This window comes from Micromonospora sp. NPDC047644 (genome assembly GCF_040704315.1).
Lineage (GTDB): Bacteria > Actinomycetota > Actinomycetes > Mycobacteriales > Micromonosporaceae > Micromonospora.
On the sequence record NZ_JBEYSY010000009.1, the window covers coordinates 159,865 to 177,843 of the forward strand.

A 17,979-nucleotide genomic window follows, 5' to 3' on the forward strand; every position below is an offset into this window, starting at 1 on the left:
GACGCCGGTGCCGCGTCGATCGGCACGCGAACGGCGACGAGCCCCGGTCGATCACGGGCGGATCGGCCGGGGCTCGTCGGTGGTACCTGTCAGGCGAGATCGAACCGGTCGAGCTCCATGACCTTGGTCCAGGCGGCCACGAAGTCGGCGACGAACTTGTCGCGGGCGTCATGGCTGGCGTAGACCTCGGCGAGGGCGCGCAGCTGCGAGTTGGACCCGAAGATGAGGTCGACCGCGGTGGCGGTCCACTTCACCTCATCGGTGGCCAGGTCGCGGATCTCGTACACGTGCTCCTCGGACTTCGACGCGCTCCACCGGGTGCCCGGGGAGAGCAGGTTGGCGAAGAAGTCGTTGGTGAGCACGCCCGGCTTGTCGGTCAGCACACCGTGCTGGCTGCCGCCGACGTTGGCGCCGAGGGAGCGCAGGCCGCCGATGAGGACGGTCATCTCGGGCGCGGTCAGGTTGAGCATGTACGCACGGTCGACGAGCAGCACCTCCGGCTGGGTCTTCTCGCCGGCGCGCAGGTAGTTGCGGAAACCGTCGGCGCGCGGCTCCATGACCCGGAAGGAGTCGGTGTCGGTCTGCTCCTGGGTCGCGTCGGTGCGGCCCGCCCGGAACGGCACGGTCACCTCGACGCCGGCGTCCCGCGCCGCCTTCTCGACGGCGGCCGAACCGGCCAGCACGATCAGGTCGGCGATCGAGATCTTCGCGCCGCCGGCGTCGTTGAACTCCCGCTGGATGCCCTCAAGGGTGCTCAGGACGCTCGCGAGCTGCTCCGGCTGGTTGACCTCCCAGCTGCGCTGCGGCTCGAGGCGAATGCGCGCCCCGTTGGCACCGCCGCGCTTGTCGGTGTGCCGGAAGCTGGCGGCAGACGCCCAGGCGGTGGAGACCAGCTGGTCGATGGTGAGACCGGACTCGAGGACCTTCGCCTTGAGCGCGGTGACGTCGGCGTCGCTCACCAGCTCGTGGTCGACGGCCGGCACCGGGTCCTGCCAGAGCTGCGGCTCGGCCACCCACGGCCCGAGGAAGCGCTCGATCGGGCCCATGTCGCGGTGCAGCAGCTTGTACCACGCCTTGGCGAAGGCCAGCGCGAACTGGTCGGGGTTCTCCAGGAAGCGGCGGGAGATCTTCTCGTACGCCGGGTCGACGCGCAGCGACAGGTCGGTCGTGAGCATCGTGGGCCGGTGCTTCTTCGCCGGGTCGAAGGGGTCCGGGATGATCGCCTCGGCGTCCTTGGCGACCCACTGCTTCGCGCCACCGGGGCTGGTGGTGAGCTCCCACTCGTAACCGAAGAGGATCTCGAAGAAGCGGTTGCTCCACTGCGTCGGCACGTCGGTCCACGTCACCTCGAGACCACTGGTGATCGTGTCGGCGCCCTTGCCGCTGCCGTGGGTGCTGAGCCAACCCAGGCCCTGCGCCTCCAGCGGGGCGCCCTCGGGCTCCGGACCCACGTGGTTGTCGGCGGTGCCGGCACCGTGGGTCTTGCCGAAGGTGTGACCACCGGCGATGAGGGCGACGGTCTCCTCGTCGTTCATCGCCATCCGGCCGAAGGTCTCGCGGATGAAGTGCGCCGCCGCGGCCGGGTCCGCGTTACCGCGCGGGCCCTCCGGGTTGACGTAGATGAGCCCCATCTCGGTCGAGCCGACGCCCGCCGCCATCTCCTTCTCGGAGGCGTAGCGCTCGTCTCCCAGCCAGGTGTCCTCCGGACCCCAGAAGATCTCCTCGGGCTCCCAGACGTCCTCACGACCGAAGCCGAAGCCGAAGGTCTTGAAGCCCATCGACTCCAGCGCGACGTTTCCGGCGAGCACGAGCAGGTCGGCCCAGGAGATCTGCTGGCCGTACTTCTGCTTGACCGGCCAGAGCAGCCGACGGGCCTTGTCCAGGTTGGCGTTGTCCGGCCAGCTGTTGAGCGGCGCGAACCGCTGCCCACCGTCGCCGGCACCGCCCCGGCCGTCCTCGATGCGGTACGTGCCGGCGGCGTGCCAGCTCATCCGGATCATCAGGCCGCCGTAGTGGCCGAAGTCGGCCGGCCACCAGTCCTGCGAGGTGGTGAGCACCTCGACGATGTCGCGCTTGAGGGCCTCGACGTCGAGCTTGGCGAACTCCCTGGCGTAGCTGAAGTCCTCGCCCAGCGGGTTGCCCTTGGACGAGTGGGCGTGCAGCACCGAGAGGTCGAGCTGGTTGGGCCACCAGTCCCGGTTGGTGCGCGGACGACCACCGGTCTTCGGGGTCGGCGAGTCGATCGCCGGGTTCTCACTCTCGCTGCCGTGCGCGGTTACCGAGTCGTGCGCGACCGGGCAGCCGGCCGCTGCCTTCTGGTCCACGCCCTGCGCACTGACGGGGCCGTTGTCCTGGGTGTCGCTCATGTACTTCCTTCCGAGCTTGCGGATCTCTGGGGCGTGCGGTCGGTCGCGCAGTCGGGACAGGTGCCCCAGTAGACGACCTCCGCCTCGTCGACCACGAAACCGTGGTCGCCCGAGGCGGTGAGACAGGGAGCGTGGCCGACGGCACAGTCGACGTCGGCGATGGCGCCGCAGGAGCGGCACACGACATGGTGGTGATTGTCCGAGATGCGGGACTCGTATCGGGCGGTCGCCCCGGCCGGCTGGATGCGCCGCACCAGCCCGGCGTCGGTGAGCACCCGCAGCACGTCGTACACCGCCTGGTGGGAGACCGTGGGGTGGTCCGCGCGGACCAGCGCGATCACCGCGTCGGTGCCGACGTGCGGGTGGTCGCGCAGCGCCGCGAGCACCGCCAACCGGGGCCGGGTCACGCGCAACGAGACAGCCCGTAGCTGCGCCTCGAAGTCGGACATCACGGGTACGAACATTAGCTCACTAATTTGGAACGAATCAAGTTTTGTGCCGCCTGAGCTACCCCAACGGCGGACGATTCACCCGAGGTTAACCTGCGGGAGGAGGAAAATCGGACAGCCATGTCGAGAAGTGCCGAGCGGCTCCGTCCCCCACGTGAACGCGACCACGACGGGTCGCCGCCAACACCGAGGAGCACCACGATGGCCAAGTACCTGCTGCTCAAGCACTACCGGGGCGCCCCAGCCGCGGTCAACGACGTGCCCATGGACCAGTGGACGCCGGCGGAGATCTCGGCCCACATGCAGTACATGCGCGACTTCGCGGCCCGACTCGAGGAGACCGGCGAGTTCGTCGACGGTCAGGCACTCGCCCCGGAAGGGACGTTCGTCCGGTACGACGGCGAGGGCCGCCCGCCGGTCACCGACGGCCCGTTCGCCGAGACCAAGGACCTGATCGCCGGCTGGATGGTGATCGACGTCGACAGCCACGACCGGGCTGTCGAGCTGGCCGGGGAGCTGTCGGCCGCGCCCGGGGCGGGCGGGAAGCCGATCCACGAGTGGCTGGAGCTGCGCCCGTTCCTGAGCGAGCCCCCCACCATCACGGAGTGACGACTCCGATGGACGAGACGCTGCTGCGTAACCTCACGCCGCGCGTCCTCGGGATCCTCGTCCGCCGCGGAATCGACTTCGCGGCGGCCGAGGATGCCGTGCAGGACGCCCTGGTCGAAGCCGTCCGGGTCTGGCCGGCCGACCCGCCGCGCGACCCGTTGGGCTGGCTGACCACTGTGGCGTGGCGACGGTTCCTCGACGCGGCCCGCGCCGACACCGCTCGCCGTCGACGCGAGGATCTCGTCGAGGAGGAACCGCCCCCGGGGCCGACCCCCGCCGCGGACGACACGCTCCAGCTCTACTTCTTGTGCGCCCACCCGTCGCTGACGCCGTCGTCCGCTGTCGCGCTCACGCTGCGCGCTGTCGGCGGGCTGACCACCCGGCAGATCGCGCACGCCTACCTGGTGCCCGAGGCGACCATGGCGCAACGCATCAGCCGGGCCAAGCGCACCGTCTCCGGGCGGCGGTTCGACCGACCCGGTGACGTCGCCACCGTCCTGCGCGTCCTCTACCTGGTCTTCAACGAGGGCTACTCCGGTGACGTGGACCTCGCCGCCGAGGCCATCCGGCTCACCCGGCAGCTCGCGGCCGCGATCGGCCACCCCGAGGTGGCGGGGCTGCTCGCCCTCATGCTGTTGCACCACGCCCGGCGCGCCGCCCGGACCGCCCCCGACGGCAGCCTGGTGCCGCTCGCCGAGCAGGACCGCAGCCGTTGGGACACCCGGTCGATCGCCGAGGGCGTCGCGATCCTGCAGGCGGCCCTGGCCCGCGACCACCTGGGTGAGTTCCAGGCCCAGGCGGCCATCGCGGCGCTGCACGCGGACGCGCCCACCGCCACGGAGACCGACTGGGTGCAGATCGTGCAGTGGTACGACGAACTGGCGCTCCTGACCGAAAACCCGGTCGTCCGGCTCAACCGTGCGGTGGCGGTCGGTGAGGCCGACGGCCCCCGGGCCGGCCTGGCGGCGCTCGCGGCGGTGGACGACTCGCTGCCCCGGTACACGGCGGTGGCGGCCTACCTGAACGAGCGGGACGGCGACCTGGCAACGGCGGCGCGGCTGTACGCCGAGGCCGCCCAGCAGGCCCCCAACCTCGCCGAACGCGACCATCTGACCCGCCAGGCCGCCCGGCTCAACGACCTACGGCGTCGCTGACCCCTCGGGCAACGGGAGCGTCCGCCCGTGCGGTTGGCCAAGGCCGGGCACCTGGTCCGGAAAGTCTCCGGAACTTTCGGCGGCCTCATCCCGGCCGGTGTTCGGCTGCTGGAACGCCGTGACTACTGCCCTGACCTCTGATCCACTACTGACCTGGTTGGATGCCGCTCCGGCGATGGCGGCGGTGTTGCTGCTTCGTTTCCGGAAATTGTTGACAAGGCGACGGCCGGGTTAATACGGTCGCCATCGACGGCGCTCGATTGTCGTCAGCACCAGCCACCACGCCCCACTTCTCCGATCGTCGTGCAGGACGACCGGCCCCACCACCACCGAGCGGTACGACGCCGTGGCCGTTACCCGACCACCGGCAGCCTGCCGAGGCGTACCGCGCCGCTGGCCCCCGCCAGCCGTCAGAGGAGGCAACAGTTCCATGACCGACACCAGCCACACCAAACCGAGAGGCCGCGGCCGCATGCGGCTGCTCCTGGGCGCCGCGTGCGCGGCCGTCGTGGCCGTCGCCGGCACGATGACGGCCACCAACGCGTACGCCGAGGCCGACCGGACCCTCACGTCGAACCTCACCGGCACGCACAACGGGTACTACTTCTCGTTCTGGAAGGACAGCGGCAACGCCAGCATGACGCTGCGCGCCGATGGCCGATACACCAGCAGCTGGGACAGGAGCACCAACAACTGGGTCGGCGGCAAGGGTTGGGCCACCGGCAACCGACGGACGGTCACCTACTCGGGCACCTACAACCCGGGCAACAACAACACCTACCTCGCCCTGTACGGATGGACGCGCAACCCGCTCATCGAGTACTACGTCGTGGAGAACTTCGGCACCTACAACCCGAGCAGCGGCGCCACCCGGATGGGCACCGTCACCACCGACGGTGGCACCTACGACATCCTCCGCAGCCAGCGGGTCAACGCCCCGTCGATCGACGGCAACCAGACGTTCTACCAGTTCTGGAGCGTCCGCCAGCAGAAGCGCTCGAGCGGCACCATCACCACCGCCAACCACTTCGACGCCTGGGCCCGCGCCGGCCTGAACCTCGGCACCAACCACAGCTACCAGGTGATGGCCACCGAGGGCTACCAGAGCCAGGGAAGCTCCGACATCACCGTGCGGGAGGGCGGCGGCGGCAACCCGACCTCCCCGCCCACCACAGGCAACCCGGGGACCGGCAACTGCAACGCGACGATCTCCGCCGGCCAGCAGTGGGGTGACCGGTTCAACCTCAACGTCGCCGTCAGCGGCACCAACAACTGGGTGGTCAGCCTCGGCCTCGGTGGCGGCCAGAGCATCCAGAACAGTTGGAACGCCTCCGTCAGCGGCAGCAGCGGCACCGTCACCGCGCGACCGAACGGCAACGGCAACAACTTCGGGATCACGGTCATGGCCAACGGCAACTGGACCTGGCCGACGATCAGCTGCAGCACCGGCTGACCCGACCGACTCCTGACCCGCACTGCTGGCGTGGCGGCCTCGGCCGTCACGCCAGCACTGCGTCGCTAGACCTCCGGTGCCGCGTTCTCGTCCGCTGCCGGCGCCCCCGGGGACGGCTTCTTCGTCGGCTCCGTGGCCGGCTCCTCCTCGGTCTCCTCCGACGCTGTCGCGGTCGGCGCCGCCGTCGTCTCCCCGGTCGGGGCTGCCGTCGGCTCGGCTGGCGGGCTCTCGGACGAGGTGGGCTCGGGCGCGCTCCCGGTGCTCCCCCCGGAGGGCGTTGGCTTGCCGACCGGCCCCGCACCCGCCGAAACGCCTGCCGTCGGGGTCGGGGAGCCAGGCGCGCGGACCGGCAGACCCCCGGAACCGCGGGTTGCTGGTTCGCCGCCACCCACGCCCAGGTCGGGCTCGCGCTGCGACGGGCCCGTCGTCGACACCGCCGGCGGCGTCGACGGCCCGTCGGTCGGGCCCGTCATCATCCCGGTGGGATCGGCGAGCACCAGGACGGCGGCCGCGGCGGCCACCGATCCGAGGGCCACCGCGAGCACCTTGGGCCCGGGGCGGCCCGACCGCTTGGCCGCACCGCCGACGACGGGCCGCTGAATCTCGGTGCGTTCGACCGCCGCCCCGACCGGCGCTCCGACGGCAGTGCGCAGCTGATCGGCCGGATCCGCGAGCACCTGGGCCGCCGCGGCCATTGTCGCCGCCGTCGGGAAGCGACGGGTCGGGTCCTTGGCCATCGCGGTGGCGACCAACCGCCCGACCGCCTCCGGAACGTCCTCGGGCAGCGGCGCCGGCTCCTCTTCGAGATGACGCAACGCCACCGCCACCGCGTTCTCGCCCTCGTGCGGGGGTCTGCCGGCGAGACAGTGGTAGACGACCGCTCCCAGCGCGTAGATGTCGATCGCCGACGTCGTCTCGCTCCTGGTGACCTGCTCGGGTGCCATGTAGAGGGCGGTGCCGACGACCTGGTTCGTCCCGGTGAGGCTCGCCGCCTCCTGGGTCACCGCGACGCCGAAGTCGACGAGTACGACGTGCCCGTCCGGCTCGATGATCAGGTTGCCGGGCTTGACGTCCCGGTGCACGACGCCGGCGTCGTGCGCGGCCTGGAGCGCGCGGGCGGTCTGCGCGGCGATCGACATCGTCTCGGCCACACCCAGCCGGCCGGTCTCGGCGATCCGCTCCGACAGGGGCTGCCCCTGCACGCACTCCATGACGATGTACGCGAGCACCGGCGCGTCGGGCTCGGACACCTCACCGTAGTCGTAGACCTGCGCGACACCCGGGTGACGCAGGGCCGCCATCGCCCGGGCCTCGCGACGGAACCGTTCGCCGAAGCCGGGATCGGTGACCAGCCGAGGTCGCAGCATCTTGATCGCGACGCAGCGGTCCAGGGTTTCGTCGACCGCCCGCCAGACGTCGCCCATTCCACCGCTGGCGATGCTCTCGAGCAGACGGTAACGGTCCCCGACGACTTCCCCCACAATCGGCATGACACCGTCGGTACCCCGGACTGCCCGATCCCAAGCACCGCGACGTCGGCCGAGCCCGGTGTCACCGCAAACCGGCCCCGTCGTTGCCGACGGGGCCGGTCCGACCGTTCGGGGGTCTGATCAGCTGTTCAGCCGGGCGATCAGGGCGGTGGCCATGCCCTGCTCACCTCGGGCGTTGGGGTGGAACGGCGCGGCCGAGTTCTGCGGCACCAGACCCTCGATCCACCGGGTGCCGCTGCTCTTGCACGCGTCACGGCCGATCGACGGGGTGTAGACGTCGGCGTAGGTGGCGCCGTTGGCGCTCGCGACGCTGGCCAGCATCGCGTTGAGCGACTTCTCCACCCCCCGCAGGTAGGGCACGTCCTGGTAGGCGATCGGAACGACCGGCCAGCAGCCGTACCCGCTGTCCGGCAGGATCGCCGGATAGCCGAGCACCACGACCCGCGCGCCCGGTGCGGCCTGCCGGACCGCCTGGAGCACGGCGGTGACCTTCGGTGTGGCGGCGACGATCCGCGCCTGCAACTGGTCGACGCCTCCGGCGGTGTACCGGTTCTTGCACGGCGATCCGAGCGGGCTGCTGACGCTCGCCTCGGCGCAGTCGCCGATGATGCCGGAGAAGCCGATGTCGTTGCCGCCGATCTGCACCGTCACCAGGGAGGTGTTCGAGGTGACCGCGTTGAGCTGCGGTGGCGTCGTGATGCCCAGTTGGCCGCTGCCGCCGTAGAGGATGTCGTCGGTGGTGGCGCCGGAGCAGCTCACGTCGGCGAACGACGACGAGCCGGCGGACGCCGCCACCAGCGACGGGTAGTTGCGGTTGGATCGCAGGCAGTTGAGGTCGACCTGGGTGGGGATCAGCGGGCCTGCGGTGTACGAGTCGCCCAGCGCTACGTAACGGCCGGTGGGCACGGCGGCGCTGGCGGGGGTGGCGACGGTGAGCAGCACGCCGGCGGTGGCGAGGGCGAGTGCGGCCAACCGGGTGGCTGCCCGCAGGAGGGGCAGGCGGGGACGGGTCATGGCGCCTCCCAGGAGGGATCAGGGTGGTGGTGCCCGAGATCCTGTCGCCGCCGAGGCCGCCCCGTCAATATCGATGAACCTCACTAAACATCTGCCCGGAGTGTGGGATGGACCGATGGCGGTCAATCCAGCGGCGCATACCACTGGGCGCCGGTGACCTTGATCCGCCGGGACTGCTTGCGGTTCCACTCCACCCGCATGCCGTGCTTGCGCAGCACCGGGAACGCGACCTCGTCCAACAGTCGCTCCAGGTCGGCCTGGTAGCTGGCCTGCTGCTCGGCCTCCGACAGGCCCGCGTAGGCGGCCTCGTCGAAGTCGGCCGGCGGATAGACGCCGTAGCCGAGATAGACCTCGCCGTCCTCGCTGGCGAGCAGCGACTCGGTGTCCTGCTGGTGGTACCAGAGAAACCCGCGCCAGTGCCGTGAGTCGTCCCGCTCGTCGTCGATCTCGGCGCTCGCGCAGGTGCCACAACAGCTGAAGTTCTCCCGGGCCAGCACCCCCAGCCCGTTGAGCTCGACGAAGGCACGGGTGAGGTTGCCGCTCACCTCACCCCACTCGCGCTGTTGCTCCCGCCGAACCGCCAGCGCCGTCTCGTGCGCCGCCCTGAGCTCGTCGTCCGTCGCGCCGCAGCGCTCGTCGGCGTCGTCGAAGAAGTCGACGAACTCGTCCGCGTCGCTCTCGCCACGCACCACCCAGGCCCACAGCTCGTCCTCGATGGCGGTGCGGCCCGGCTCCGGGATCCGGTCGGTGAGGAACCTGGCACCCGCGGGGCGATCGTTGTACGTCCACTCAGTCACGCCGAGATCTTCACATGAGACTACGACGACCTCCGCTCGGGAACTGCCGGCGCGACGGCCGTCCCCGCCAGCAGAACACCTAGTTCCCGGCCGGCACCTGGTCCTTCACCTCGTCGTATCCGACCGGCGTCGGCGTCGGGCCCGGCGCGTAGATCACGCGAAGGACACCCGTTGGGAACGCCTCCGTTGCCAGCAGTCGCAGGTGGTACGCCGCGTCACCCTCGTCGAACAGCCTGCGGCCCTTGCGCGCGGCCACCGGATGCACCAGCAGACGCAGTTCGTCGATCAGGCCGGCGGCGAGCAGTTGCTGCACGACGGAGATCGACCCGGGGATGAGAACCCCCCGCACGCCGGCCTCGGCCTTGAGCGCGGTGACGGCATCGAGGAGGTCCCCGTCGATCAGCTCGGAGTTGCGCCAGGAAAACTCCGGCGACTGACGCGAGGCGACGACCTTCCGCATGTCACCGAGTTGCTTGGCGAACGGCGCGTCCTCGCCACCGGCGGCCTCACGGTCCGGCCAGGCTCCGGCGAAGCTGTCGTACGTCTCGCGGCCGATGAGCAGCACGTCGGCGGCGTCGTAGTCCTCGGTGACGGCGCGGCCCATGTTCTCGTCGAAGTACGGGAAGTGCCAGTCAGGGTCGATCTCGGCCACACCGTCGGCCGAGATGAACAGCGTGGAGATGACCTTTGCCATCGCGGAGGTCCCTTCGAGTCGGGTGATGTCGGTACGTCGACCGGCGCATCGTCCCAAACTCGTCGGCCGCAGCCCGCCTCGCTGGCGCGTGTCGTGCCCCGTCTTTGTCAGCCCGGATACCGCGACTTCCGTGAACCCGAGTCAATCAAGCGCCGGACCGGGCCGGGCAGGGCCCAACCGGAGACCGGGGACGTCAGAGGATCGATCGCGCCCGGCGTGGTGCGGGGCGGGCTCGGTGTGACGCCGAGCCCGCCCCGTTCCGGGTCGGTCGAGCGCGATCGAAGTGGGTCAGCGCTGCAGGGTCAGCAGACCCGGCCGGTACGGCAGGAGGCCGTAGTCGCCGCCGGAGCTGGGAGAACGACCCTGGTAGAGCAGTTGCAGGTTGCAGGCGTCAACGGTCATCGTCTGGTCGGCGTTGGTGCGCAGCAGCTCACCGTGGCTGATGTCGTTGGTCCAGGTGGCACCGCTGTTGGCCTTACCCGCGAACGGGTTGCTCTCGCTGGTGGCCTGCGGCGTCCACGAACCACCCAGGCTGGTGGCCGTGAACGAGCGGAAGTAGCGGCCCTGCGAACCGATCGCCTCGACGATCATGAGGTACTTGTTCAGACCCTGGAGCTTGTAGACCTGAACCGCCTCGAACAGGTTGTTCGTGGTGTCGCTCATGATGGTCGTGTAGTTCGAGCCGAAGCTGCCCGGGAAGTTCCCGATCGGCATGCTGGCGCGGTAGATCTTGCCGTTGTCACCGGCGAAGAACAGGTACATGTTCGTGCCGTCACCGATGACCGCCTGGTCGATCGGGCCGGTGCCGGAGCCGGTGATGCTGCCGCTGAACAGCGTCTGCGCCGCCGACCACCCGTTCGGGTTGGTCGGGTCGGTCGAGGTCCGGTAGGAGAACGCCGGCCCACCCCACTGGTAGGCGAGCACCCAGATGTTGCGCGGCGCGAAGTAGAACAACGACGGGGCGACGGTCGCGTTGTTCATCGCGTTCTGGCTCGCCGAACCCATCTGCGAGTAGTTCGAGAACAGACCGAAGTTCATCGAACCCCACCTGGTCCCGGTGTCGTGGGTGGTGGCGTAGACGAGTTGCTGGCCGTTGTAGGGGGCGACGGTGAAGTCCTTCAGCGACACCCAACCGGACCTCGGCTGCGCCAGCGCACCGGTCGACGACCACCGGTACGTCGACGGAAGGTCGCAGGTCTGGGTGGGCGGCGGCGTGGTCGGGGGCGGGTCGGTCGGCGGCGGAGTCGTCGGGGGCGGAGTCGTCGGCGTCGTGCCGCCGGTGCAGGTGACACCGTTCAGGGCGAAGCTCGTCGGGACGGGGTTGCTGCCCGTCCAGGAGCCGTTGAACCCGAACGACACAGTGCCGTTGGCCGGGATCGCCCCGTTGTAGCTCACGTTCTTCGCGGTCACCGCCGACCCGCTCTGCGTCAGCGACGTGTTCCAGGCCTGCGTCACCGTCTGCCCGGCACCGTACGACCAGGTCAGCGTCCAACTGCTCAACGGGTCACCCAGGTTCGTGATCGCCACGTTGGCGCCGAAGCCACCCTGCCACTGCGACGAGACGGCGTAGTTCACCGAACAACCCTCAGCCGCGGCACCGGCCGGCAGCGCCGCGACAACTGTCGACGACAGCACCAAGCCGACGCCGGCCGCAACCAGACCGACATTGGTGATTCTGGATCTGACCATGTAGCACCCTCCTCGCGGGACGGCGGCCCATGCATTGGTGGTGGTCATTGTGTGGTGACCGGTTGTGAACGTTAACAGGCCGCGTCAAGCATGCTACGGGAGCGCTCCCATACCCTCAACAGCATCTATCTTTCGTTCTCGCGAATGCCGGCGATGCCGATGCTGCCGGCCCGGCGGTGACCTTCCTCAGACGACGGTGAGGGTCACGACACCGAACTGGTTGCCCCGCTGCACGTAGTGCGGCAGATAGAGCTTCCACGTCACGGTCAGCTCCCGCCCGGCCCGCATCGAGGCCGGCACCTCGGCGACCATTTCGAACGTCGCGCTGCCGCCGGCGGAGAGCTGCGGCAGCGCGCGGCAGTTCAGCCGGTACAGCTGGGCCGAGTTCACCGCGTCGTTCGTCGCGTCGCCGAGAGAGAACCGTTCCATCAGGTAGGCCGGGCACGGGTCCAACGCGAGGGGACCGTCGGTCGGGTTGCCCAGCGTCACCCGGAAGGTGAGCCGCGACCCGGCGGCGGCGGTCGTCGGCCCCCGCACAGCGACGGTGAGCTTGTCGAGCGGCGAGGACGGGGGCTTCGACACCGCCACCGGCTCGGTGAACCCGCTCGCGGACAGCGTCCCCCGCGCGCGCGGGTTGACCCCCTCCCCCCGCGGGCAGCCCGGGCGCTCGTCGGCGGTGACCGGTGCACGCAGCCTGCCGCCGTCGTGCGGCAGCTCGATCGCCAGCTCCAACGGCCCCTTCACCGGTTGGCAGAACGGTCCGGACCAGTCCAGACGCAGGCTGGCGCTGCCGCCGGCCGGCACGACGACCACCCGGGTGCGGCCCTCCTCGTCGATGCCGTGGGTGTAGAGCATCGGGATCTCGCGACCGCCGGCGCGCATGGTCGTGGGCACCTCGCCCTGCAGGGTGCACTCGACCGTCGACGAGTTCCGCACGTCCACTTCGCCGATGAGCTTGCCAATGGCGGCGTCGAAGCCCCGAGGCGTCTCACCGCCGGTGCCGGGCCGCGTCCAGGTGGTGAGCCGACCGGTCAGCTGCTCCGCCCGGCACGGTTCGCTGCCGGCGGCCGGCGTTCTCGGCGCGGGAGGGCGACCGTTGAAGTCCTCGTCGGTGATCTTCAGGTCGGCCCAGGGCACGCTGCCGTCGGCGAGCAGTTCGGTGGGCGCCGGCAGCGCGACCGTCGGGTCCGAGCGACCCGGCTGGGCGTTCGGGTCGGCACACGCCACCACCACGGTGAGGACGATCAGCAGTGGCACCAGTAGTCGACGCATCCCGCCACCCTCACACGAACGAGCCACCCGGTCCTGAGTAGCCGTGCTCAGCGCCGGTCAGTCTCCGATGGCCCCGGGCCCTCGGCGATCGCGACCGGAGTGCCCAGCTCGACGGTACGGGAGACCGTGCACAACCGATCGTGCGACTGCTGCAACGACCGGGGCAGCGCCGCACGGGCCGCGTCGCCCTCCGCGCCCTCCGGGAACGTCACCGTGAACTCGACCCGCAGGTTACGCATCCGGTTTCCGCCGGCCTCGTCCCGGATCTTGTCCCCGGTCACGGCGACGGCGAACCCGGTCGGCTCGGCACGACGACTGGTGATGTGGTCCACGTCCACCGCGGCGCAACCGCCGAGGGCGGCCAGCAGCAACTCCACCGGCGTGAAACTGCCGTCCTCGCCCGTGCCCAACGACACCGACCCACCACGGGAGTTCCGCACGACGTAGTTGCCCAGGCTGGTGCGCTCGATCGCCACCGAACGGAAGGTGTCCTCAGTCATGACAGAAAACTACCCGCCTCGACGATCACGAGTACATGAGATGCAGCGTCATCCCGGCATCGGCGTGCGCCAGGTTGTGGCAGTGGTTGGCCCACATCCCCGGGTTGTCGGCCCGGAACGCCACCTCCCACACCTCGCCCGGACGGACGTCGAACGAGTCCAGCCACAGCGGGCTCCCGGTCGCCGGTTCACCATCGCGGGCCAGCACCAGGACGTGGTGGCCGTGCAGGTGCCACGGGTGCACGATCTGCGACCGGTTGACGATCGTGAACCGCACGACGTCACCCAGGCGTACGACCTGCGGTGGGATGTCCGGATCGGCCGCGCCGTTGACGGTGTGGGCGTACCGCGGTAGCAGTCCGCGCAGGTCGAGGCCGCGATCGAGGACGAGGGTGAACGTCTTGTCGAACCGGGACCACTGCGCCGGGGTGGTCGCGCCGTAGTCGAGCGGATCCAGCACCGGCCAGGCGCCGGTCGCCGTCGACACCGGGCCGGTCGAGAAGACGGTCCGTCCGTCGACGACCAGTGCCACCGGGGTCGCCGGCGCGTCGAAGACCAGGTCGTAGCGGCCCCCGGCCGGGATCAGCACGGCGGTGTCCACCAGCGGCGTCGGGCCGCGCAGGTCGACGCCGTCGACCGCGGCCACCCGGAACGCGGTCCCGGCCAGGGCGTACCGGTGCGTCGTGCTGTCGGTGTTGATCAGCCGCAGTCGCACCGGCACCCCGGCCTCGACCTTCTCCACCCTCGGCGCGGGCAACGGACGGCCCGACAGGGTGTGCACCGGCACTGTGACGTCGAGGCCGGTCACCGGGCCCGGTCGCACCACCAGCACCCCGTAGAGACCCATCCGTACGCCGACATCGGAGGTTGAGTGCGTGTGGTACCAGTACGTTCCGGCCTGGTCGGCGCGGAACCGGTAGACGAACTCCTGCCCGGGCCGCACCGCCGCCTGGGTCACACCGGGTACCCCGTCCTGATCGTTGGGCACGTCGTACCCGTGCCAGTGCAGGGTGACGCCGCGCTCGATGTTCCGGTTGCGCAGCGTCACCTCCAGGACGTCGCCGACGGTGGCGGTCAACTCCGGTCCGGGGACCTGCCCGTTGAACGCCCACGCCGCGACGTTCCGCCCGGCGGCGTCCACAGTGGCGGTTGCGGCGGTCAGGGTGAACCGCCGGGTGGGTTCGTCGGCGATGCGGACCGCCGGGGAACCGTGCTCGTGCGGTACGGCGGGCGCGGCGCTCGGGGTGACGGTCAGCCCGGTTCCGGTCAGCAGGGCCGCGACCGCCACCACGAGGGCCACCCGGGACACCGCCCGGGACGGGCGCGCGCCGAGCGCACGCGCCGAGATCACCGTGGCCGCCGTGACCCCGGCGACCGCCAGCAGCCCCGCCCCGGCCGACGCCGGGTAGCCGTGCAGAATCGTCACGAGCAGGGCGCTGCTCGTGGCGTACCCGGCGAAGAGGAGCGGGACCGCGGCGGCCCGGATGTCGCCCCAGGCCCGCAGCAACCGCGGACCGGCGACGCCCACCGCCGCCAGCGACAGCGGGGCGGCGATGAGGACCTTCTCCGCCGCGAACCACCAGCCGGCCCGGGCGAGGGCGGTGATCGTGAGCGCGCGGGCGAGCGTGGCCAGCAGCGCGACGGCCGCCAGCCCGAGTGCGAGCGGACGCCGACGGGCGGCGGACGCGGTGCCGGCCCCCAGCCAGGCGGCGACCGCGAGGACCGCGATCACGAGGTCGGCCGCGAGCAGCGACCCGGTGGTCACGCCGGCTCTCCTTCTCGGGTGACGAGACGGGCCGCGCCGGCGGGAACCGGGACGGCGAGCTGTCGCGCTGCCCGATGGACGCCGACCACGACGTGCACCGCGATGATCCCGTTGAGCGCGTGCAACCCACCGATGATCAGGCCGAGCGGGGTGCTGACGCCCGACGCGTCGGTGGACGCCTCCGCCACCATGGCGATGAGTGGCTGGAGGGCGACGAGGCCGATCGGGAGGACCGCCAGTCCGATGACCTTTCCGGGTGCTTTCGCCAGCGCGGCGAACAGGGCGGTGAGCAGCGTGAGAAGCGGGATCACCGCCATGCCATTGACGCTGTGCAGCGCGTACGCGTCGTCGCTGGCGGGCCTGGTGAATCCACCCACGGCGGCGAGGACGAACTGCACGGCGAACGCGACGAGCAGCAGTGCGCTGATGATGACGAGTGCCTTGCGCATGGGTTGTCTCCTAGCGGTGCGCCGAGGCGAGGGCCTGGGCGACGTGATCGGTGGCCGTGATCGCCCCGTACGCGACCAACCGCACGAGGTCGGCGTCGGCGGGGTGGGAGAGCCGCCAGAGAGCGACGTCACCCGGGCTGATCGCGCCGGGCGCGAACGCCGCCAGCAACGCGATCCGCGTCCCGACGCGGTCCGTGCCCGGCACGTCCCGGACGAGGTCGACGGCCCAGTCCGCGGGCCGCGCCGGGACCTGCCCGTCCTCCCAGCGCACCGTGGCCGTGACGGTCTGGCGGGCCACCGCGCCCAGCAGGTCCCCACCCCGGGTGGCGGCGTTCCGCAGCGACGCGAAGGCGACACCCACCGGGCTGTCCCCCGCCCAGGCGGGAGGTGATGCCGTCGGGTCGACGTCGAGCAGCGCCAGGCTCCGGCCGGGCTCCTTCGACTCCCGGGCCGCCCTGGCGTAGAGCCGGCCCCCGACCGAGCGCACCAGCGGTGAGCGTTGCAGGCCGCCGGGGAGCAGATCGGGGTCGAGCAACGCGGAGACCACCCGGTTGATGAAGTGGAAGGCGAGCAGGGTGCCGGTGATCTCCGGGCCGTGGGTGCTGGTCCAGTCGGCGGATCTGGGGTTGCGGCTCGCCTGCGCCCAGCCGACGAGCGCGGCGTGCCTCGGCTCGGCGGGCGTCTCGCCGCGGGCGACGGCCTCGGCCAGCTTCGGTACGCCCAGCGCGTGCAGCAGCAGCACGTGGGCGTCGACGCAGAACTGACAGCGGTTGGCCCGGGAGACCGAAGCCGCGACGAGTTCGCGGTCGACCCGGGGCGCGTCCCCGGCGAGCAGCGCCTCCCGCATCAGCGCCCAGGTCGCGGCCAGCACCTCCGGCAGGGCCGAGAGCGCCTGGAAGGTCGGCAACGGCCCGAGAAAGTCCTCGCGCATCTGTTCGTAGACGGCTGCGGTGCGGCCGGTGGCCGCCCTCGTCGGTGTGGGGGCGAAGAAGCGGTATGTCATGGGCTCGATGCTTGTTGCGGCGGGCCGGGAAAACGTCGTGCCGTCGCAGACACTTGCCGCGCCGCTCATACCGCGTCCGTGGTACGCCGCAACTACCACGCGCGCGGGATGCTCCACCGGCGACGGCCGTTCTACAGTGCGACCATGCGCCGCGACCTCCCGTTTGCCCTCGGCGGTCTCGCCCTCGGCGTCCTCCTGCTCGGCAACGCCGTGCTCACCCCGGACGCCGCGCCGGTCGAGGTGCTCGACGTCGCCCTGGTCCTCGCCACTGTGGTGGCCCTGGCGGCGTGCCGGCGACACCCGGTGATGGCGCTGGGCGTGGTCACCGTCGCCATGTTGGCCGTTCACGTCCGGGTGCATCCCGGGGTGTCCGCCGCGTTCCCCGTCCTCTGCGCGGTCTACGTCACCGCCTGGCAGGGACACCGGTCGGCCGCCGCCGTGGCCAGCCTCGCCTTCCTCGGTAGCTTCCTGGCCAGCGACATCTCGATGGCCCCGGCCGGCCGACCGGGGCAACTGGTCGCCGAACGGACGGCCCTGTTGCTCGGCTGGTTCGTGGCGGCCAACGTCGCCGGCCTCGTCGCGCGGCAGCGCCGGGCGTACCTGGAGCAGGTCGAGCAGCGGGCCGTCGAGGCCGAGCGCACCCGCGAGGAGATGGCGTTGCGCCGCGCCGGGGAGGAGCGCCTGCGCATCGCCCGCGACCTGCACGACTCTTTGACCCACAGCATCTCGGTGATCAAGGTGCAGGCGGGGATCGCCGTGCACCTGGCCCGCAAACACGGCGAGGAGCCGTCGGCCACGCTGCTGGCGATCCAGGAGGCCAGCGGCGCCGCGATGCGGGAACTCCGCACGACCCTCGACGTCCTCCGCGCGCCGACCGACGGCGATCGGGTCGGTCTGGCCCGGGTGGACGAGCTGGCCGAGCGGACCCGGGCGGTCGGCGTACCGGTGCAGGTGACCGTCACCGGCCAGCGCGGGGACCTGCCCGACGAGGTCGACCAGGCCGGGTACCGGGTCATCCAGGAGGCGCTCACCAACGTGGCCCGCCACGCCGGGCCCGCGACCGCGCACATCCAGGTGGAGTACGCCCCGGCGGGGCTGACCGTCGCGGTCACCGACGACGGCCGGGCGTCGCCGACCGAGCCGCTGACCCCGGGCGTGGGCCTGCGCGGCATGCGGGAGCGGGTCAGCGCCCTGGGCGGCACACTGCGGACCGCCGCGCACGACGACCACGGGTTCACCGTACGGGCCACCTTCCCGCTGGACGGACCACGATGA

16 protein-coding genes are annotated in these 17,979 nt (G+C 71.1%); 4 read left to right on the forward strand and 12 right to left on the reverse strand.

Going from position 1 to position 17,979, the window contains the following annotated elements:
- Positions 1 to 89: 89 nt before the first annotated feature.
- Together katG and AB0877_RS16745 are read right to left on the reverse strand one after the other, a co-directional pair.
- Positions 90 to 2,366, reverse strand: a complete 2,277-nt coding sequence (gene katG, locus AB0877_RS16740) for a catalase/peroxidase HPI (protein WP_366609621.1) — start codon at positions 2,364 to 2,366, stop codon at positions 90 to 92.
- Positions 2,363 to 2,818 carry a Fur family transcriptional regulator gene (locus AB0877_RS16745; RefSeq protein ID WP_366609858.1) on the reverse strand — a complete coding sequence of 152 codons (456 nt, stop codon included), beginning with the start codon at positions 2,816 to 2,818 and terminating at the stop codon, positions 2,363 to 2,365. The genes katG and AB0877_RS16745 overlap by 4 nt, the downstream gene beginning before the upstream one ends.
- Before the next feature lie 198 nt (positions 2,819 to 3,016).
- Here AB0877_RS16745 and AB0877_RS16750 point away from each other — a divergent pair, with 198 nt between their 5' ends.
- The 3 genes from AB0877_RS16750 (at position 3,017) to AB0877_RS16760 (ending at position 6,031) form a co-directional block, all read left to right on the forward strand.
- Positions 3,017 to 3,424 carry a YciI family protein gene (locus tag AB0877_RS16750; protein ID WP_366609623.1) on the forward strand — a complete coding sequence of 136 codons (408 nt, stop codon included), beginning with the start codon at positions 3,017 to 3,019 and terminating at the stop codon, positions 3,422 to 3,424.
- An 8-nt stretch (positions 3,425 to 3,432) separates the two neighbouring features.
- On the forward strand, positions 3,433 to 4,578 hold the full coding sequence (locus AB0877_RS16755; RefSeq protein WP_366609859.1) for a DUF6596 domain-containing protein: 1,146 nt from the start codon (positions 3,433 to 3,435) through the stop codon (positions 4,576 to 4,578).
- A gap of 430 nt (positions 4,579 to 5,008) precedes the next feature.
- The gene (locus AB0877_RS16760; RefSeq protein ID WP_366609625.1) at positions 5,009 to 6,031 is read left to right on the forward strand and encodes a glycoside hydrolase family 11 protein; all 1,023 of its coding nucleotides are present in this window, start codon (positions 5,009 to 5,011) and stop codon (positions 6,029 to 6,031) included.
- Positions 6,032 to 6,096: 65 nt separating this feature from the next.
- Here AB0877_RS16760 and AB0877_RS16765 read toward each other — a convergent pair whose 3' ends face one another.
- The 10 genes from AB0877_RS16765 to AB0877_RS16810 all read right to left on the reverse strand — a co-directional run bounded on the left by AB0877_RS16765 (position 6,097) and on the right by AB0877_RS16810 (position 16,704).
- Positions 6,097 to 7,521 (reverse strand): protein kinase, encoded by a 1,425-nt coding sequence (locus tag AB0877_RS16765; RefSeq protein ID WP_366609626.1) that lies wholly within the window; start codon positions 7,519 to 7,521, stop codon positions 6,097 to 6,099.
- 120 nt (positions 7,522 to 7,641) lie between these two features.
- Positions 7,642 to 8,535 carry an SGNH/GDSL hydrolase family protein gene (locus tag AB0877_RS16770; RefSeq protein WP_366609628.1) on the reverse strand — a complete coding sequence of 298 codons (894 nt, stop codon included), beginning with the start codon at positions 8,533 to 8,535 and terminating at the stop codon, positions 7,642 to 7,644.
- Positions 8,536 to 8,657: 122 nt separating this feature from the next.
- Positions 8,658 to 9,332 (reverse strand): hypothetical protein, encoded by a 675-nt coding sequence (locus tag AB0877_RS16775; RefSeq protein ID WP_366609629.1) that lies wholly within the window; start codon positions 9,330 to 9,332, stop codon positions 8,658 to 8,660.
- A gap of 79 nt (positions 9,333 to 9,411) precedes the next feature.
- Positions 9,412 to 10,026, reverse strand: coding sequence for a dihydrofolate reductase family protein (locus AB0877_RS16780; protein ID WP_366609630.1), 615 nt, complete (start codon positions 10,024 to 10,026; stop codon positions 9,412 to 9,414).
- 288 nt (positions 10,027 to 10,314) lie between these two features.
- Positions 10,315 to 11,715 (reverse strand): non-reducing end alpha-L-arabinofuranosidase family hydrolase, encoded by a 1,401-nt coding sequence (locus tag AB0877_RS16785; protein WP_366609632.1) that lies wholly within the window; start codon positions 11,713 to 11,715, stop codon positions 10,315 to 10,317.
- Between the two features lie 186 nt (positions 11,716 to 11,901).
- Positions 11,902 to 12,987, reverse strand: a complete 1,086-nt coding sequence (locus AB0877_RS16790; protein WP_366609633.1) for a hypothetical protein — start codon at positions 12,985 to 12,987, stop codon at positions 11,902 to 11,904.
- Positions 12,988 to 13,034: 47 nt separating this feature from the next.
- A complete protein-coding gene (locus tag AB0877_RS16795) occupies positions 13,035 to 13,487 on the reverse strand; it encodes an OsmC family protein (protein WP_366609635.1) in 453 nt (150 codons plus the stop codon).
- A gap of 25 nt (positions 13,488 to 13,512) precedes the next feature.
- A complete protein-coding gene (locus tag AB0877_RS16800; RefSeq protein ID WP_366609637.1) occupies positions 13,513 to 15,252 on the reverse strand; it encodes a multicopper oxidase family protein in 1,740 nt (579 codons plus the stop codon).
- Complete coding sequence (locus tag AB0877_RS16805) at positions 15,249 to 15,701, reverse strand: DUF6220 domain-containing protein (RefSeq protein WP_366609639.1); 453 nt, start codon at positions 15,699 to 15,701, stop codon at positions 15,249 to 15,251. Before AB0877_RS16805 ends, AB0877_RS16800 begins: the two co-directional genes overlap by 4 nt.
- A 10-nt stretch (positions 15,702 to 15,711) precedes the next feature.
- Positions 15,712 to 16,704 (reverse strand): carboxymuconolactone decarboxylase family protein, encoded by a 993-nt coding sequence (locus AB0877_RS16810; RefSeq protein ID WP_366609640.1) that lies wholly within the window; start codon positions 16,702 to 16,704, stop codon positions 15,712 to 15,714.
- A 144-nt stretch (positions 16,705 to 16,848) separates the two neighbouring features.
- On the opposite strand from AB0877_RS16810, the gene AB0877_RS16815 reads away from it, so the two are divergent.
- Positions 16,849 to 17,979 (forward strand): sensor histidine kinase, encoded by a 1,131-nt coding sequence (locus AB0877_RS16815; protein ID WP_366609641.1) that lies wholly within the window; start codon positions 16,849 to 16,851, stop codon positions 17,977 to 17,979.

Bases quoted from the DNA above. Each gene is read 5' to 3' on its own strand.
- katG (WP_366609621.1), bottom strand. From the start codon at position 2,366: ATGAGCGACACCCAGGACAACGGCCCCGTCAGTGCGCAGGGCGTGGAC.
- AB0877_RS16750 (WP_366609623.1), top strand. From the start codon at position 3,017: ATGGCCAAGTACCTGCTGCTCAAGCACTACCGGGGCGCCCCAGCCGCG.
- AB0877_RS16755 (WP_366609859.1), top strand. From the start codon at position 3,433: ATGGACGAGACGCTGCTGCGTAACCTCACGCCGCGCGTCCTCGGGATC.
- AB0877_RS16760 (WP_366609625.1), top strand. From the start codon at position 5,009: ATGACCGACACCAGCCACACCAAACCGAGAGGCCGCGGCCGCATGCGG.
- AB0877_RS16765 (WP_366609626.1), bottom strand. From the start codon at position 7,521: ATGCCGATTGTGGGGGAAGTCGTCGGGGACCGTTACCGTCTGCTCGAG.
- AB0877_RS16770 (WP_366609628.1), bottom strand. From the start codon at position 8,535: ATGACCCGTCCCCGCCTGCCCCTCCTGCGGGCAGCCACCCGGTTGGCC.
- AB0877_RS16780 (WP_366609630.1), bottom strand. From the start codon at position 10,026: ATGGCAAAGGTCATCTCCACGCTGTTCATCTCGGCCGACGGTGTGGCC.
- AB0877_RS16785 (WP_366609632.1), bottom strand. From the start codon at position 11,715: ATGGTCAGATCCAGAATCACCAATGTCGGTCTGGTTGCGGCCGGCGTC.
- AB0877_RS16790 (WP_366609633.1), bottom strand. From the start codon at position 12,987: ATGCGTCGACTACTGGTGCCACTGCTGATCGTCCTCACCGTGGTGGTG.
- AB0877_RS16795 (WP_366609635.1), bottom strand. From the start codon at position 13,487: ATGACTGAGGACACCTTCCGTTCGGTGGCGATCGAGCGCACCAGCCTG.
- AB0877_RS16805 (WP_366609639.1), bottom strand. From the start codon at position 15,701: ATGCGCAAGGCACTCGTCATCATCAGCGCACTGCTGCTCGTCGCGTTC.
- AB0877_RS16810 (WP_366609640.1), bottom strand. From the start codon at position 16,704: ATGACATACCGCTTCTTCGCCCCCACACCGACGAGGGCGGCCACCGGC.
- AB0877_RS16815 (WP_366609641.1), top strand. From the start codon at position 16,849: ATGCGCCGCGACCTCCCGTTTGCCCTCGGCGGTCTCGCCCTCGGCGTC.